The following is a 19,161-nucleotide window of genomic DNA, read 5'->3' on the forward strand; positions in this document are numbered from 1 at the left end:
TGCTCATGTCAGGAAATTCCAAACTCGTTGCCGATGAAGTCGAAGATCTCCTCGTCGGTCGCCGTGTCGAGGTCGGCGCTCCTGCCGCCGCCGTTGTCCTCCACCGGCTCGCTACCGTGCGCCAGCAGGCCCCGCAGGCGGCTGGCGAAGCGGGACCGCGTGAGATCGTCGAGTTCGATCGAGGTGAGACCGGACGCCACCCTGTCCAGGTCCTTGAACAGGGCGTCGACGGCCAGCTTCTCGTCAGGAACGACCCCCGCCCTGATCCGGGCCGCGAGTGCCGCCGGTGTCGGGTGGTCGAAGGTCAGGGTCGCGGGCAGCCGGAGGCCGGTGGCGGTGGTCAGCCGGTTGCGCAGTTCGACCGCTGTCAGCGAGTCGAACCCCAGCTCGGTGAACGCCCGTTCCGGGTCGATGGACTGCGCGGAGGCGTGGCCGAGCACGGCCGCGACGTGGGCTCGGACCACATCGCTGACGACGTGGTCACGTTGGCTGTCGGTGAGCCCGGCCAGTCGCCGCGCGAGCGACGGCCCGGTGCTCGGTGCCCCGCCAGCCTCAACGGTCCGGCGGGCTCGACCTCGGACGAGGTCACCCAGCAACGGCGACAGCCCCTGCGACTCGGCCGCCGTCCGCAGCGCCTCGGTGTCCACCGGCAGTACCGCCAGTACCGGTTCGTCGCGGCCGAGAGCGGCGTCGAACCGGGTGAGGGCCTGGTCGGTGGGCATCGGCGGCATGCCCTGCCGAGACATCCGGGCCCGGGACGCGTCGTCGAGGTGGCCGGTCATGCCGCTGGGCTGTGCCCACAATCCCCAGGCGAGCGAGATCGCGGGCAGCCCGTGCGCCCTGCGGTGGTGCGCCAGCGCGTCCAGGAAAGCGTTGGCCGCCGCGTAGTTCGCCTGGCCCGCGCTGCCGAGCAGCCCGGCGGCCGAGGAGAACAGGACGAAAGCGGACAGGTCGGCGTCCCTGGACAACTCGTGCAGGATCACCGCGGCGTCGATCTTCGGCCGGAGGACCGCGTCGAGGCGCTCCGGGCTGAGCGACTCCACGATGCCGTCGTCGAGCGCGCCGGCGGCGTGCACGATCGCGGTCAGCGGCCGGACGGCGGCGATCCGGTCAAGCAGCCGTTCGACGGCGGTCCGGTCGGTGACGTCGCACGCGGCGACGGTGACCTCGGCACCGGCCTCGACGAGTTCGGCGCGCAGGGCCTCGGCGCCCTCGGCTCGCGGGCCCTGGCGGCTGGTCAGCACCAGGTGGCGGACTCCGTGTTCGGCGACGAGGTGGCGGGCGAGCAGGCCGCCCAGGGTTCCGGTGCCGCCGGTGACCAGGACGGTGCCTTCGGGGTCGATCGCCCGGTGGTCCCGCGTGGTCCCCGCAGCACGCGCAAGCCTCGGCACGTACACGGCGTCGTCGCGGATCGCGGCCTGGGTCTCCCCCGAGTCGAGCAGGCCGGGTACCAGGCGGGTCAGCCCACCGGGATCGTCCACGTCGACGACGAGGAAGCTGCCGGGATGCTCCGCCTGCGCGGAGCGCAGCAGGCCCCAGATCGGTGCGGCGGACAGGTCGTCGACGTCGGTGTCGCCGTGGGCCGCGACCGCACCCCGGGTCAGCACCACGAGCGGGGTGTCGCCCCGTTGCTCGCTCGCGAGCCACTGGCGCACGTCGGTCAGCAGTCTTGCGGCCCGATGGCGTGCCGACTCGGCGACGTCGCTCCCGGTCCCGCCGGGCAGGCAGGGCAGCAGAACCGCGTCGTACCCCTCGCCGTCATGGGTGAAGGAGGCCGTGTCGATGAAGGTCCGGCTGGTGGTCCCGGGCAGCGCCGACGCGAGCGCGGGGGCGTCCGCGCCCAGGATCGCCACTCGGTCCAGCTTCGAGGGCGGCACCGGCAGCGGGGCCCATCGAAGCCGGAACAGCGAGTCCTGGTCGGCGTGCTGTGCGCTGAGCAGCTGTTCGGTCGACAACGGGCGCATGATCAGCTCGCCGACCGTGGCAACCGGCCGACCGGTGTCGTCGGCGACAGCGAACGAGACGCCCCCGGACTCCGCCCGTGTCAGCCGCACCCGCAGGCTCGACGCGCCCGCGGCGTGGAGCGTCACGTCGCTCCAGGAGAACGGGAGGTTGCCCTGGCTCGGTCCGGCCCCGTTCCCGGAGCCCGGCAGGAGACCACCGATGCCCATGGCCTGGAGGGCCGCGTCGAACAGCGCGGGGTGCACGCCGAACCGGCCGGCGTCGCCCACCGCCTCCTCCGGCAGCGCGAGCTCCGCGAACACGTCGGCCTCGTGGCGCCAGGCGGAGCGCAGCCCGGTGAACACCGGTCCGTACTCGAACACGGTGTCCGAGGCGCGCCGGTAGAACTCCTCGGTGTCGACCTGCTCCCCGTCGGGCGGCCACACGCTGAGGTCCCAGCCGGGGTCGTGGTCGTCGGCCTGGTCCGGCAGGAGTGACCCGGTGGCGTGCTGCCGCCAGTCCCCGTCGCCGGCCGCTCCGTGTTCCGGGTGGGAGTACAGGTTCAACGGGCGGCGGCCCGCCTCGTCGGGCCCACCGACGCTCAGCTGGATCCGGACCGCTCCCCGCTCGGGCAGGACGAGTGGCGCGAGCAGGGTCAGCTCGTCGATCCGCCCGCAGCCGACCTGGTCACCGGCCCGTACCGCCATCTCCACATAGGCCGTGCCGGGTAGGACGATCGCGCCGGCCACGCGGTGCTGCGCCAGCCAGGGCTGCGCGTCGACGGACAACCGTCCGGTGAACAACCAGCCCGCCCCGTCCGCGAACGGCACCGCCGTGGCCAGCAGCGGGTGGTCCGCCGCGTCGAGGCCGGCGGCCGCGACGTCGCGGGACGACGACTCGGTGGGCATCAACCAGTAGCGTTGGTGTTGGAAGGGGTAGGTCGGCAGGTCGGTCACCACCGCCCCGTGCGACGTGAAACACGGCGCCCTTGTCGAGGTGGTCGCGCAACCGGGCGGCCTGCTCCCGCAGGGCCCGCGCCGACCGACCCGACAACACCCACGGCACCACGGCACCAACGGCCGGCTCACCGGCCCCGGACCCGGCCACCGGCTCCGGCTCCGGCTCGGGATCGGGGTCGGGGTCGGGGTCGGGCTGTTCGAGGATCAGGTGGGCGTTCGTGCCGCTGACACCGAAGGAGGAGATCGCGGCCCGGCGCGGTCGACCGGTCTCGGGCCACGGTCCGTTCTCGGTCACCAGCGAGATCGCCCCGGCGTCCCAGTCCACGTGCGGCGTCGGTTCGTCCACGTGCAACGTCCGGGGCAGCACACCGTGCCGCATCGCCATGACCATCTTGATCACCCCGGCGACACCCGCCGCCGCCTGGGTGTGGCCGATGTTGGACTTCACCGACCCCAACCACAACGGCCGGTCCGCCGGGCGGTCCTGGCCGTAGGTCGCCAACAACGCCTGCGCCTCGATCGGATCACCCAGGGTCGTGCCCGTACCGTGCCCCTCGACGGCGTCGACGTCCTCGGGCGTCAACCGGGCGTCGGCCAGGGCCTGGCGGATCACCCGCTGCTGCGACGGACCGTTCGGCGCCATCAGCCCGTTCGACGCGCCGTCCTGGTTCACCGCGCTGCCCCGCAGCACCGCCAACACCTGGTGACCGTTGCGGCGCGCGTCGGACAGGCGCTCCACCACCAGGACACCCACGCCCTCGGACCACCCGGTGCCGTCGGCCGCACCGGCGAACGCCTTGCACCGACCGTCTGAGGACAGTCCCTGGCCCTGCCCCAGCGCCCGGAACGCCGCCGGGGTGGACATGACGGTGACGCCACCCGCCAGGGCGAGCGAGCACTCCCCCGCCCGCAGCGACCGCGCCGCCAGGTGCAACGCCACCAACGACGACGAGCACGCCGTGTCGACCGAGACGGCTGGCCCCTCCAGACCGAGGAAGTAGGACAACCGCCCGGACAGCACACTGGCGGTGGTCCCGGTGAGGAAGTACTTCTCAGCGCCCTCAGGTGCGTACTGCAGCAGCGAGGAGTAGTCCTGGTTGCTGATGCCCGCGAAGACACCGGTCGCGGTGCCCTTCAACCGGGTCGGGTCGATCCCCGCGCGTTCGATCGCCTCCCACGAGGTCTCCAACAGCAACCGTTGCTGGGGGTCCATCGTCATCGCCTCGCGCGGCGAGATCCCGAAGAACCCGGCGTCGAAGGCCCACGGTTCGTCGAGGAAGCAGCCGCGCGGCCCGGATGCGCCCTCCGACAGGGCGGTCGGCCAACCCCGGTCATCCGGGAGGTCGCCGACCGCGTCCCTGCCCGACGACAGCATCTCCCAGAAGTCCTCGGGAGTCCGCACCCCGCCGGGCAACCGCACACCGATCGAGACGATCGCGATGGGCTCGTCATGGGCGGGCCCCGCGGCGGCGGTCGGCGTCCGCACCTCGACGGGGAGGCCGGTGATCCGGGCTCCCAGGTGATCGGCGAGCGCCCTGGGTGTCGGGTAGTCGAAGATCAGCGTCGCCGGCAGGCGCAACGACGTCACGGCGCTCAGGCGGTTGCGCATCTCCACGGCGGTGAGCGAGTCGAACCCGATCTCGTTGAACGCCCTGTCCGGGTCGACCGCCTCGGCATCCCGGTGGCCCAGCACGTCGACGGCCTGTGCCCGTACCAGTTCGAGGATGGCGTGGCCGCGCTCGGCCTCGGGCAGCAGGGCCATGTCCTGGGCGAACGACGACGCCTCGGTCCTGGCCCTGGCCGCGCGGCGTGCGGCCGGGCGCACCAGGTTCCGCAGCAGCGGGGGCACGTCCCGACCACCTGCCTGGACGTGCATCGCGGCCGTGTCGAGGTGCATCGGCAGCAGCAGGGCGTCGTCGACGTGGCGGGTGGTGTCGAACAGCGCGAGCGCGTCCGGAGTGGACAGCGCGCCCACGCCGAACCGCGCGATCCGCCTCATGTCCGTCTCGCCGAGGTGCGCGGCCAGCCCGCTGCGCTCGGCCCACAGCCCCCACGCCAGCGCCACGCCGGGGAGCCCGTGCGCCCGGCGGTGCTGGGCGAGCGCGTCGAGGAACGCGTTCGCCGCCGTGTAGTTGCCCTGGCCCGCGCCGCCGAACGTCGCCGCCATCGAGGAGAAGAGCACGAACTCGGACAGGTCGGCGTCCCTGGTCAGTTCGTGCAGGTTCCAGGCGGCGTCGACCTTGGGCCGCAGCACCGCGTCCATCCGCTCGGACGTGAGGGAGCCGATGACACCGTCGTCGGTCACACCGGCCGCGTGGATCACCGCGGTCAGCGGGTGCTCGGCAGGGATGTCGGCCAGCACGCGGGCCAGCGCGTCGCGATCGGCCGCGTCGCAGGCCGCCACCCGCACGTCCGCGCCGAGTTCGGTGAGTTCCTCGGCCAGCTCAGCCGCTCCCGTGGCCGCGAGCCCGCGGCGGCTGGTCAGCACGAGGTGTCGGGCGCCGTGTTCGGCGACGAGGTGGCGGGCGAGCAGACCGCCCAGGGTGCCCGTGGCGCCGGTGATCAGCACGGTGCCCGCCGGGTCCAGGGGCCGGGCGGCCCTGTCGGGGACCTCGACCCTGCCGAGCCTCGGCACGTGCGCGGTGCCCGACCGCAGCACGACCTGCGGTTCGTCCAAGGCGTGGACGCCCGGCAGCGCGGCCAGCGACTCCGGGTGATCGTCGAGGTCGACGAGGAGGAAGCGCCCGGGGTTCTCGGACTGGGCCGAGCGGATCAACCCCCACACCGGCGACTGGGTGAGGTCGTCACCGTCCGCGACCGCGCCCCGGGTGAGGAACACCAGTCGGGAGGAGCCGAACGCCTCGTCAGCCAGCCACGCCCGTGCGGCCGACAGCGCCGCGCGGGCTGCGTGGCGCGCCGCCGTCGCGACGTGCCCGGCCGTCTGCCGGAACGACAGGACCACCAGCTCCGGGGCGTTCTCCCCGGCGGACTCCGCGAGGGAGGTCAGGTCCCGGTGGCGCTCGGGGTCGGCGCCGGCCGACCGCAGCGCGTCGAGGAGGTCGTCGTCGCCGTCGTCGAGCACCGCCCACCGCCCGGCCGGCGTGACGTCGGCCGCGGGAACCGCCTGCCACTCGACTCGGAACAGCGAGTCGTGGTGTGCCGGTCGCAGCGCCTGCAGCTGTTCGGTCGACACTGGGCGCGACACCAACGAGTCGATCGAGGCGACAGGCGTTCCCGTCTGGTCAGCCACGGCGACGGTGACCTCGTCCGTGCCCCTGGGGGTCAGCCACACCCTGAGGGAGGACGCGCCGGCCGCGTGCAGGGACACCCCACGCCACGAGAACGGGATGCCACCCCGCCGCCCAGCTCCGCCGTCCTCACGGCCCGCCGGGCCGCCAAGTCCCATGGCGTGCATCGCCGCGTCCAACAGGGCCGGGTGCAGCTGGAACCGCGACGCGTCCGCGTGCACCCCGTCGGGCAGCTCGACCTCGGCGAAGGCTTCGCCGTCGCGCCACCAGCCCCCGCGCAGCCCCTGGAAGGCGGGACCGTAGTCGTAGCCGCGGTCGGCGAGGCCGGCGTAGAAACCGTCCAGGTCGACCGGGACGGCGCCGCGGGGCGGCCATTCCTCCAACTCGGACCACGGGTCGCCCGGCGTGCGGGTCTCCGGCGCGAGCACGGCCGTGACGTGCCGGGTCCACGCCTGGTCGTCGCTGGTGCGGGAGTGCACGGTCATCGACCGCTTGCCCTCGGCGTCCGCGGCGCCGACCCACACCTGCAGGCGGACCTCCTCACCTTCCCGCAGGATCAGCGGCACCTCCACCGCGATCTCCTCGACGTGACCGCATCCGACCTCGTCGCCCGCGCGCACGGCCAGTTCCACGAACGCCGTTCCCGGTAGCAGGACCGACCCCATGATCGTGTGGTCGGCCAGCCACGGGTGGGTGGCCAGCGAGAGCCTCCCGGTGAACAGCAGACCGTCCGCCTCCGCGAGCGCCACCGCCGCGCCCAGCAGCGGATGGCCCGCCGAGGTGAGCCCGGCGGCGCCCAGGTCACCGGGCCTCCCCGATCCTGTGCGGGGCCAGTAACGCTGCCGTTGGAAGGCGTAGGTCGGCAGTTCGACGACCTGGCCCTCGTGGGCGGCGAACACCTCGGACCAGTCCAGGCGCGCCCCGCCGACGTGGGCCTGGGCCACCGCCCGGAGCAGTGCCATGGAGTCGGCACTCCCGGAGCGCAGCGCGGGCGCGAACCGGCAGGTCCCGCCCGGTGCCTCGGCCAGGCAGTCCTGGCCCATCGCGCTGAGCACGCCGGCCGGGCCGAGTTCGAGGAAGGTGCGCACGCCCTGGGCGTGCAGCCAGTCGACGGTGTCCCGGAAGCGGACCGTCTCGCGGAGTTGACGAACCCAGTAGTCCGCGGAGCACCACTCCTCGGCCGGGATGGTCGCACCGGTGACCGTGGACACCACCGGCAACTCGGGGCTCCGGAAGGTCAGTCCCTGGACGACCGCGCGGAAGTCGGCCAGCATCGGCTCGATCCGCGGTGAGTGGAAGGCATGGCTGACCCGTAACGCCCTGGTCCGCCGTCCTCGGGCGGACCACCCCTCGGCGATCTCGCGCACGGCGGCCTCGTCACCCGAGAGCACCGCTGACCTCGGACCGTTGACCGCGGCGATGCTCACCCGGTCGGTGAGGCCGGCCACGGACTCGGCCAGCTCGGCCTCCGTCGCCTCGACCGTGACCATCGCGCCACCGGAGGGCAGGGCCTGCATCAGCGTGCCCCGGGCCGCGACCAGGGCGCACGCGTCGGGCAGCGACAGCGTTCCCGCCAGGTGCGCGGCGGCGACCTCGCCAATGGAGTGACCCGCGAGGAAGTCCGGCCGCAGCCCCCACGACTCCAGCAACCGGAACAGGGCCACCTCCACCGCGAAGAGCCCGGCCTGGGTGTAGGAGGTCTGGTCCAGCAGCTCGGCCCGCGCCGACCCCGGGTCCGCGAAGACGACGTCCCGCAGGGGCTGGTCCAGGTGCCCGTCGAGTTGGGCGCAGACCGCGTCGAAGGCCGCCGCGAAGACGGGGAACGACGCGTGGAGCTCGCGGCCCATCCCTGGTCGCTGCGCGCCCTGACCCGTGCACAGGAAAGCGATCGGACGTCCCTGCCGTGCGACGCCCTCGACGACGTTCGAGACGGCGACGCCGTCGCGGAGCGCGGCCAGCCCAGCCCGGAACCCGTCCCGGTCCTCGGCCAGCACCACGGCACGGTGTGACAACGCCGCACGAGTCGTCGCCAACGAACGGGCGACGTCGGTCAGCCGCAGCCCGGGTCGGTCGTCCAGGTGCTCGCGCAGTCGCGCCGCCTGGGCGCGGAGGCCGGCCTCGTCGTTGCCCGAGACCAGCCACGCCAGGGTGCCCGGCTCGTCGGCGGGAGCGGGCGACGGCTCGTCTCCGGCCGGGTCCAGCTCGATGACCGTGTGCGCGTTGGTGCCGCTGACGCCGAACGAGGAGACCCCGGCCCGGCGGGGCGCACCGGTGTCCGGCCACGGGACCGCCTCGGTCAGCAGCGACACCGCGCCCCCGGTCCAGTCCACGTCAGGCGTCGGCTTGTCGACGTGCAGGGTTCGCGGCAACACCCCCTGCCGCATCGCCATCACCATCTTGATGACGCCGGCCAAGCCAGCGGCCCCCTGCGTGTGCCCGATGTTGGACTTCACCGAGCCGAGCCACAGCGGGTGGTCGGGCTGGCGGTCCCTGCCGTAGACCGAAAGCAGGGCCTGCGCCTCGATCGGGTCGCCGAGGGTGGTCCCGGTGCCGTGGGCCTCCACCGCGTCGACCTGGGCTGCCGACAGGCCGGCGTTGGCCAGGGCCTGCCTGATCACACGTTCCTGGGACGGGCCGTTCGGCGCGGTCAGGCCGTTCGAGGCGCCGTCCTGGTTCACGGCGCTGCCTCGGACCACCGCCAGGACGGGATGTCCCAGGCGCCGCGCGTCGGAAAGCCGCTCCACGAGCAGCATCGCGGCGCCCTCCGACCACCCGGTGCCGTCGGCGGCCGACGAGAACGGCTTGCACCGGCCGTCGGGCGCCAGACCGCCCTGCTTGCCGAACTCCAGGAAGGCCGTCGGGGTCGACATCACGGTCGCCCCGCCGACCAGCGCCGAGGTGCACTCCCGCTGGCGCACCGCCTGACAGGCCAGGTGGAGGGCGACCAGGGACGCCGAACACGCGGTGTCGACGGTGACGGCGGGGCCCTCCAGCCCGAGGGAGTAGGCGATGCGGCCCGACATCAGGGCAGCGCCGGTTCCCGTGACGAGGTACCCGTCGACGCTTTCGGCCGCGCCCATCAACAGGGTCGTGTAGTCCTGGCCACCGGTCCCGGCGAACACCCCGATCTGGTCGCCCTTGACCGACGACGGGTCGATCCCGGCCCGTTCCAGGGTTTCCCAGGCCAGTTCGAGCAGCAGCCGCTGTTGTGGGTCGGTCGCCATCGCCTCGCGCGGGCTGATCCCGAAGAAGGCGGGGTCGAAATCCCCTGCCTCGTGCAGGAAGCCGCCGGAGCGCACCACCGTGGCGCCCCTGCTGGCGAAGTCGTCGTAGACCCTGCCCCAGTCGCGGTCTGGTGGGAACTCCGAGATGGCGTCACGTCCGGTCTCGACCAGTTCCCACAGGTCCTCGGGAGTGCGAACGCCACCGGGGTAGCGGCAGCTCATCGCCACGATCGCGACCGGCTCGTGTTCGCCCGCCTCCACCTCGCGCAGGCGTCGGCGTGTCTGGTGGAGGTCGGCCGTGACCCGCTTGAGGTAGTCGAGAAGCTTCGGCTCATCCATGGTGGCGGACCTCGCAGCTGGTTCGGAAGGGGAATGACGTCCGTTCACAGGGCCCCGAGCTCTCTGTCGATGAAGTCGAACACCTCGTCGGGTGTGGCGGAGCGCAACCGGTCGGCCACGGCCTCGCCGTCCGGCTGCGCCTCCTCCTCGGTCCAGTTCGCCACCAGCTCCCGCAGCCGATCCGCGATCCTGGCGCGGGCGGTGCGGTCCGGTTGGGCCGCGGCCAGCACCGCCTCGAACCTCTCCAGCTCGCTGAGGATCGGGGCGGCGGTGTCCGTGCCGCCCTGGAGCAGCTCGGCCTTGAGGTGTGCCGCGAGGGCCAGCGGCGACGGGTGGTTGAAGACCAGCGTCACCGGCAGGGGCAGGCCGGTCTCGACGGCGAGCCGGTTGCGCAGGTCGACGGCGGTCAGCGAGTCGAATCCCAGCTCGCGCACCGCCCTGGTCGGCTCCACTGCGTCCGAGGAGGGGTAGCCGAGGACGGCGGCGATGTGGACGCGCACCACGTCGAGCAGGGCGAGGTCCCGCTCGCCGTCCGACAGCTCCGCCAGCCGGTGCGCCAGGGACGGTCCCGCCTGCGCGGCCTGGTCCTCGGCACCCGCGTCGAGGAGGTCGACGAGGAACCGGCTCCGCCGGACGGCGGTGAACTCCGAGGCGAACCGGGACCAGTCCGCGTCGACGATGGCGATCGTGGGCTCCCGGTGGTCCACGGCCTGGCGCAGCGCCGTGAGGGCCGCCGGGGTTGGCAGCGCGGCGAGGCCCTGCCATTGCGCGCGGGCCCCCACCGTGGTGCCACGTTCGGGAAGGGCACCTTCGGCCCACGGACCCCACGCGATGGCGGTGGCGGGCAGTCCGCGCGCGTGTCGGTGCGCGGCGAGGGCATCGAGGAAGGCTGTGCCCGGCGCGTGGTTGCCCTGCCCGGCGCCGCCGGCCGTGCCCGCGAACGCGGAGAACAGGACGAACGCCGACAGGTCGAGATCACGGGTGAGTTCGTGCAGGTTCATCGTGCCGCGCGTCCTGCTCGACAGGACACCGTCGATCTGGTCGGCGGTCAGCGAGTCGACGAGACCGTCGTCGAGGGTTGCCGCCGTGTGGACGACGCCGGTCAGCGGGTGTTCGGCCGGCACGGTCGTCAGCAGGCGCGCCAGCGCGTCCCGGTCGGCGATGTCGCAGGCGGCGAGGGTGACCTCGGTGCCTGCCCCGGCGAGCTCGGCGGCGAGTTCGACCGCCCCCGGCGCCTCGCGCCCTCGGCGGCTGACGAGCAGCAGGTGCGCGGCGCCCTGGTCGGCGAGCCACCGGGCGACGCGGCTGCCCAGGGCGCCGGTGCCGCCGGTGACCAGGACGGTGCCACCGGGTGTCCAGCCGGCCGCCGGTGAGGACGGCCTGGGTGCCCGCTCGAGTCGACGCGCGAAGATCCCGGCGGGCCGGACGGCGAGCTGGTCCTCGTCGCCGAGGCCCGCGAGCGCGGCGCACAGGCGGTCCAGTGCGAGGTCGTCGAGGACGTCGGGGAGGTCGACCAGGCCGCCCCAGCGGTCGGGGTGCTCCAGTGCGGTCACCCGTCCGAGGCCCCAGACCAGGGCCTGCAGCGGGGCGTCGACGCGGTCGGCCGGGACGGCCGCCACGGCGCCGCGGGTGAGGCACCACAGCGGTGCCACCAGGTCGACGTCGCCGAGGGCCTGGATCAGCCGCACCGTCGCGGCGTACCCGGCGGGGGTGGCCGGGTGGGCGGGGCTGGGGGCGGTGTCGGCGGGGAGGAGGGTGAGGACGCCGTCGGCGCGCGTCTCGGCTGCGAGCCTGCCGGCCAGCTCGGTGCGGTCGCTACCACCCATCTCGAACTCGACGACCTCGACACCGCGGGCCTTCAGCCCGTCGACGCACACGGCCGTCCACTCGTCGGCCTCGGCGCCCGACGTGACCACCAGCCAGGTCCCGGTCGGGCGCCCGACAGCGGACTCGGCGAGGGGACGCCAGGAGACACGGTGACGCCAGGAATCCGTCACGGCCTCCTCCCGGTACCGCTGGCGGTAGGACGTCAGGGCGGGTAGCGCCGAGCTGAAGGGCTCGGCCGGGTCGATGCCCAGCCTGGTAGCGAACGAGTCCAGGTCGCCCTGTTCCACGGCGGCCCAGAACTCGCCGCCGTCCACGAGGGTGCTCCGCCGGGTTCGCGGCCAGTAGCGTTGGTGTTGGAAGGGGTAGGTCGGCAGGTCGGTCACCACCGCCCCGTGCGACGTGAAACACGGCGCCCAGTCCACCCCCACACCCCGAACATGGGCCTGGGCCAACGCCCTCACCCACTGCCGAGCATCGTCCTCCCCACGCCGCAACGACCCCAACACCACCACCTCAGCGACCCCCACACCATCAAGGGTCTCCTCCACCGCCATCGTCAACACCGGATGCGGCGACACCTCCAGGAACACCCCGAACCCCTCACCAGCCGCCACCCGCACCGCATCCTCGAACACCACCCGCCCCCGCAGACCCCGATACCAGTACTCCCCATCCATCGTGGTCGGATCCACCACCCGACCAGTCACCGTGGAGAACACCGGAACCCGACCCCGCCGAGGAACCACCCCGGCAAGATCCCGGGCCAGACGCTCCCGAATCCCCTCCACCTGCTCGGAATGCGAGGCGTAGTCCACCGGGATCACCTTCGCCCGCACACCCCGGGCCACCGCATCGGAGACCACCGCCTCCACCGCGTCCACCGCACCCGAGACCACCGTCGCGGTCGGACCGTTGGCCGCGGCCACCCCCACCCGGGCACCCTCACCCGGGCACACCTGGCCGATCCACCCCCGCACCGTCTCCGCCGGGGCCGACACCGAGGCCATCGTGCCCTGACCCGACAACTCCTCGGCGATCGCCCGACTGCGCAGGGCCACGATCCTGGCGGCGTCCTCCAGGGTCAGCACCCCGGCGACGTGGGCGGCGGCGATCTCACCCTGGGAATGCCCGATGACCGCGTCCGGCTCGATCCCGTGGACCCGCCACAACTCGGCCAGTGACACCATCACCGCGAACAGCATCGGCTGGACCACGTCCACCCGGTCCAACACCGCCGGGTCGGTCTCGCCCCGCAGGACCGCCCACGGGGAGAAGTCCACGTAGGGGGCCAAGGCGGTGGCGCACCGGTCGAAGCTGGTGGTGAACACCGTCGAGGAGGTGGCCAGGCCCGTGGCCATGCCCCACCACTGCGAGCCCTGGCCGGGGAACACCATCACCCGACGGCCCCGGGACTCGGCGACCCCGGAGACCACACCGGGGGCCGTGTCGGCGGCCAACCCGCCCTCGGCAAGGGCACTCAACCCGGCGACCAGCTCGTCCCGGTCGGTACCGACGACCACGGCGCGGTGTTCGAACACCGAACGGGAGACCACCAACGAGTAGCCCACGTCGACCGGGTCACCCCCGCCGTTGTCGAGGTGGTCGCGCAACCGGGCGGCCTGCTCCCGCAGGGCCCGCGCCGACCGACCCGACAACACCCACGGCACCACCAGGGGAACCGACCTCGACGTCAGCGCCTCCGCCGGCTCCGGTCGTTCGAGGACGAGGTGGGCGTTGGTGCCGCTCATGCCGAAGGCCGACACCCCGGCCCGGCGCGGCCCGCCGGTCTCCGGCCAGTCCCGCGACTCCGCCAGCACCGACACGGCCCCGGACGCCCAGTCCACGTGCGGGGTCGGTTCGTCCACGTGCAACGTCCGGGGCAGCACACCGTGCCGCATCGCCATGACCATCTTGATCACCCCGGCGACACCCGCCGCGCCCTGGGTGTGGCCGATGTTGGACTTCACCGACCCCAACCACAACGGCCGGTCCGCCGGGCGGTCACGGCCGTAGGTCGCCAACAACGCCTGCGCCTCGATCGGATCACCCAGGGTCGTGCCCGTACCGTGCCCCTCGACGGCGTCGACGTCCTCGGGCGTCAACCGGGCGTCGGCCAGGGCCTGGCGGATCACCCGCTGCTGCGACGGACCGTTCGGCGCGGTCAACCCGTTCGACGCGCCGTCCTGGTTCACCGCGCTGCCCCGTACCACCGCCAACACCCGATGGCCGTTGCGGCGCGCGTCGGACAGGCGCTCCACCACCAGCACACCCACGCCCTCGGACCACCCGGTGCCGTCGGCCGCACCGGCGAACGCCTTGCACCGACCGTCGGCGGCCAGTCCGCGCTGCCTGCTGAACTCCACGAACGCACCGGGCGCCGACATCACCGTCACTCCCGCGGCCACCGCGAGCTCGCACTCGCCGGCGCGTAGCGACTGAACGGCCAGGTGCAGCGCCACCAACGACGAGGAACACGCGGTGTCCACCGACACGGCGGGCCCTTCCAGGCCGAAGGTGTAGGCCAGCCGGCCGGCGATCACGCTCGCGGCGTTGCCGGTCGCGACGTAGCCCTCGATGGGCTCGTCCGACCGCATCAGCATGGTCACGTAGTCCTGCCCGTTGGTGCCCACGAAAACCCCGGACCGGCTGCCGCGGAGCGCCGCCGGCTCGATGCCCGCGCGTTCGAACGCCTCCCACGAGGTCTCCAGCAGCAACCGCTGCTGCGGGTCCATCGCCAGGGCCTCGCGCGGTGAGATGCCGAAGAAGCCGGCGTCGAAGTCCGCGGCACCCGCGAGGAAGCCGCCTTCGCGCGCGTAGGACGTGCCCGGTTGGTCGGGATCGGGGTCGTACAGCGCGTCGACGTCCCAGCCCCGGTCCGCCGGGAACGGCGCGATGGCGTCGCCGCCCGCCACGAGCAGCCGCCACAGGTCCTCCGGCGAGTTCACACCGCCGGGGAAGCGGCAGCTCATGCCGACGATCACGACGGGGTCCCCGTCCCCGTCCCCGTCAGCGGCGGCGGCGGGACGCGCGGACCCCTCCGCCTCGTCGCCCGTGACCAGGTGCCGCAGGTGGCGGGCGAGCGCCTCGGGCGTCGGGTAGTCGAAGACCAGGCTCGCGGGCAGGCTCGCGCCGATCGCCTCGCCGAGCAGGTCACGCAGTTCCACGGCGGTGAGGGAGTCGAAGCCGGAGTCCCGGAAGGCGCGGCCGGGTTCGACCGCCGCCATGCTGTCGTGCCCGAGCACGGCCGCCGCGTTGGTGCGCACCACCTCGAGCAGTACCCGGTCCTGGTCATCGGCCGACATCCCCGCCAGCCGCGACAGCAGGGCACGAGCGGCCGACGAGCCCTCGGTGGGTTCCGGCGCTGCGGTCCGCGCCTCGGGCAGGTCGACGAGCAGTGGGCTCGGGCGGGCCGAGGTGAACGCCGGGGTGAACCGGCTCCAGTCGACGTCGGCGACGACGATCGCGGCCTCGTCGTGCCCCACCGCGTGGCGCAGGGCGGTGATCGCGGGGGCGACGGCCATCGTCGTGAGCCCCCGGCGGTTCAGGTGTTCCTCAGCGCCCGCCTCCGACTCGACCATGCCCGCACCGGCCCACGGCCCCCATGCCACCGATGTGGCGACGGCACCGCGCAGGCGCCGGCGCTGCGCGAGCGCGTCGAGGTGGGCGTTGGCGGCCGCGTACGCCGCCTGCCCGCCGCTGCCCCAGACGCCGGCGACGGAGGAGAACAGGACGAAGGCGTCGAGCGTCCTGTCCCCCACCAACTCCTCCAGGTGTGCCGCACCGAGCACCTTGGCCCCGGTCGACTCCTGGAACTCCGCGACGCTCAGCCGGGCCGTCGGCGTCGTTCGGCTGACGCCGGCCGCGTGGATCACGGCCGTCAACGGACGATCGTCAGGTAGCGCGTCCGACAGGCAGGCGACCGAGTTCGGATTCGCCAGGTCGACGGCGACCGTGGTCACACCGACGCCCGACGCGGTCAGCTCGGCTTCCAGCTCCGCCGCCCCAGGGGCCGCGCCGCCCCGGCGGCTGGCGAGCACGAGGTGCTCGGCTCCCTCGGTGGCCGCCCAGCGGGCGAGGTGGGCGCCGAGACCGCCCGTCCCACCGGTGATCAGCACGGTGCCCCGGGGTGTCCAGTCCCCCGACGGGGATTCGGTGGGCAGCGGCGCCCGCGCCAGCCGGCGCGCGAACAGCCCGCCGGCCCGGATCGCGAGCTGGTCCTCCTCGCCGCCGGCAGCGAGGAGGCTGGCCACGTGGTCGGCGACGGTGCCGTCAGCGACCTCCTCCGGCAGATCGATGAGGCCACCCCAGTTCCGGGGGTTCTCCAGTGCCAGGACGCGGCCGAGACCCCAGACCTGCGCGCCGAGCGGGTCGACGTCGACCTCGGTGCCCTCGGCCACGACCGCGTTGCGGGTCAGGCACCACAACGGCGCCTCGACGCCGAGCTCGCCCAGTGCCTGGGACAGCACCAGCGGTGCCACCGGCCCCGCCGCCGAGGGTAGGCAGACCACTCCCGCGATCTCGGGGTGACCGTCGAGAGCGGCCCGAACCCGCCCCACCATCCCGTCCTGGTCGGCGACGAACGGCACCGGCACGACCTCGGCGCCGCACCGGACCAGCGCCTGGCCGACCGGCTCGTCGTCGTTCCCGCCGATCACCAGCCAGGTGCCGGGCAGCGGCGCCGGGCCGGGTGCCGGCACCGGTCGCCAGCTGATCCTGTACCGCCACGGCTCGGTCGCCGTGGAGTCCCGCCGCCGCCTCCGCCACGACGACAGCGCCGGCAGGACGGTGCTCAGCGGGTCGTCGCCGTCGACGGCCAGCGTCGTGGTGATCGCCTCGAGGTCCTCACGCTCCACGGCGGCCCAGAACTCGGAGTCGACCGGGTCGGTCGCCGGCACCACCGGGGCCGAGGGGGCGAGCCAGTACCGCTCGCGTTGGAAGGCGTAGGTGGGGAGGTCGACCAGCGCGCCGCCGCCGGCGAACGCCGCGACACGGTCGAGGCCGACACCGTGGACATGCAACTCGGCCACCGCGTGCAGCAGCGTCCGGGTCTCCGACCGGTCGGCGCGCATCGCGGGGACCGCCACCGCGTCCGCTCGGGGGTCCCTGGCCATCGCGCTGAGCACTCCGTCGGGCCCCAGCTCGAGGAAGACGCCGACCCCGTCGGCGTGCAGGTGGTCGATGCCCTGCGCGAACCGGACCGTTCTCCGGACGTGGGCCACCCAGTGTTCCGGCGAGCAGAGCTCGTCCACCGGTACCGGAGCGCCGGTCAGGTTCGACACCAGCGGGATGGACGGTGCCGCGAAGGAGAGTCCGCTGATCGACTGGCGGAACTCCTCGGTCATCGCCGCCATCCTCGGCGAGTGGAAGGCGTGGCTCACGCGCAGCCGCTTGGTCTTCCGGCCGCGCGCCGCGAACTCGGCGGCCACCGCCAGCACGGCGTCCTCGTCGCCGGAGATCACCGCCGACCGCGCGGTGTTGACCGCGGCGATGTCCACCTGGTCCCGCCTGCCCGCCAACGCCTCCACGACCTCGGCCTCGGACGCCTCGAGCGACACCATCGCCCCACCGGCGGGGAGCGCCTGCATCAGCCGGCCCCGCGCGGCCACCAACAGGCTCGCGTCCGCCAGCGACAGCACGCCCGCGACGTGGGCCGCGACCACCTCGCCGATGGAGTGCCCGAGGACGTGGTCGGGCCGGACCCCCCAGGACTCCACGAGCCGGAACAGCGCCACCTCGACGGCGAACAGCGCGGCCTGCGTGTGGACGGTCTGGTCGAGCAGGTCCGCGTCGGACCCCCACACGACAGCCTTCAGCGGACGTCCCAGGCGCGCGTCGAGGTGCTCGCACACCTCGTCGAAGGCGTCGGCGAACACCGGGAACGACGCGTGCAGCTCACGGCCCATCCCCAGGCGCTGAGCGCCCTGCCCGGTGAACAGCACGGCCAGTTTGGCCCCGCCCGCGACGCCTCGGACCACACCACGGCCCGCCTCACCCGCCGCCAGGGCGACCGCGCCGCGAAGCAGGCTCTCCCGGTCAGCGCCGAGCAGCACCGCGCGGTGTTCCAGCGCGGCACGGGAGGCGGCCAGGGAGAAGCCGACGTCCCGGTGGTCGAGCTCGGGTCGGGTGCCGAGGTGGGCGGCGAGCGCGGCGGCCTGGGCCTCCAGCGCGGGTGCCGTCCTCCCCGCCAGGACCCACGCGACCTCTCGGGGTGGCGCGGCCGGCTCCGCCGTGCCGCGCGCCGGGGCCGGCGCCTGCTCGAGCAGGACGTGCGCGTTGGTTCCGCTGATCCCGAACGACGACACGGCCGCCCGACGAGGTCGGTCCGCCTCCGGCCAGGTGACCGGTTCGGTCGCCAGCCGCACCGCCCCGGACGACCAGTCCACCTCCGGGGTCGGCTGGTCGACGTGCAGGGTGGGCGGTACGACGCCGTGCCGCATCGCGGCCATCACCTTGATCAGCCCCGCCACCCCGGCGGCCGCCTGGGTGTGCCCCAGGTTCGACTTGACCGACCCGAGCCACAGCGGCCGGTCCTCGGGACGGTTCTGCCCGTAGGTGGACAGCAGGGCCTGCGCCTCGATCGGGTCGCCGAGCACGGTTCCGGTGCCGTGGGCCTCCACCAGGTCGACGTCGGCCGCCGACAGTCCGGCGTTGGCCAGTGCCTGCCGGATCACGCGCTGTTGGGCGGGTCCGTTCGGCGCGGTCAACCCGTTCGACGCGCCGTCCTGGTTCACCGCGCTGCCCCGCACCACCGCCAACACCGGGTGGCCGAGCCGTTCGGCGTCGGCCAGTCGCTCCACGACGAGCATGCCGACGCCCTCACCCCAGTTCGTGCCGTCGGCGGACGCGGCGAAGGACTTGCAGCGGCCGTCGGCGGCCAGACCGCCCTGCCGCCCGAACTCCGCGAACCCGCCGGGCGTCGCCATGACCGTGACACCACCGGCCAGGGCGAGTGAGCACTCCCCGGACCGTAGGGCCTGGACGGCCAGGTGCAGGGCCACCAACGACGAGGAGCACGCGGTGTCCACCGTGACCGCGGGTCCCTCCAGCCCGAGGGCGTAGGAGACCCGACCGGACATGACGCTGGCGAGGCTGCCGGTGGCCAGGTAGCCGGCCGCCCGGTCCTGGGCGCCCATCATCACCGCGGCGTAGTCCTGACCGGTCGAGCCGACGAACACGCCGGTCCGGCTGCCCCGGAGCGAGGTCGGGTCGACACCCGCCCGTTCGAGGGCCTCCCACGACGTCTCGAGCAGCAGGCGCTGCTGCGGGTCCATCGCCTGCGCCTCGCGGGGGGAGATACCGAAGAACGCGGCGTCGAAGTCGGCGGCGTCGTAGAGGAAACCACCGGTCGGGGCGTAGCCGGTCCCGGACCGGCGCTCCCCGTCGTCCCAGCCCCGGTCGAGGGGGAAGCCCGAGATCGCGTCGCGACCAGCGCTGACCAGCTCCCAGAAATCCTCGAACGACCGCACCCCGCCCGGGTAGCGGCAACCCACCGCGACGATCGCCACCGGCTCGTCGCGGGAGGCCTCGGCCTTCTCCAACCTGCGGCGGGTCCGGTGCAGGTCGGCCGTCACCCGCCGCAGGTAGTCGCGGAGTTTGTCCTCGTTCACCGAGCGAACCTCTCGA

At 73.8% G+C, this 19,161-nt stretch carries 2 protein-coding genes and 1 pseudogene; all 3 read right to left on the reverse strand.

Features of this window, described 5'->3' with window-relative positions:
* Window positions 1-8 precede the first annotated feature (8 nt).
* Window positions 9-2,897 carry a type I polyketide synthase gene (locus C1701_RS27990; RefSeq protein ID WP_443098136.1) on the reverse strand — a complete coding sequence of 963 codons (2,889 nt, stop codon included), beginning with the start codon at window positions 2,895-2,897 and terminating at the stop codon, window positions 9-11.
* A 49-nt stretch (window positions 2,898-2,946) separates the two neighbouring features.
* Window positions 2,947-9,708 (reverse strand): annotated as a pseudogene (locus C1701_RS25980) (type I polyketide synthase); the annotation flags it as partial.
* 47 nt (window positions 9,709-9,755) lie between these two features.
* Window positions 9,756-19,145 carry a type I polyketide synthase gene (locus C1701_RS25985; RefSeq protein ID WP_103056826.1) on the reverse strand — a complete coding sequence of 3,130 codons (9,390 nt, stop codon included), beginning with the start codon at window positions 19,143-19,145 and terminating at the stop codon, window positions 9,756-9,758.
* Window positions 19,146-19,161: the final 16 nt, after the last annotated feature.

Source organism: Actinoalloteichus sp. AHMU CJ021 (assembly GCF_002895405.1).
GTDB classification, from domain to species: Bacteria; Actinomycetota; Actinomycetes; order Mycobacteriales; family Pseudonocardiaceae; genus Actinoalloteichus_B; species Actinoalloteichus_B caeruleus.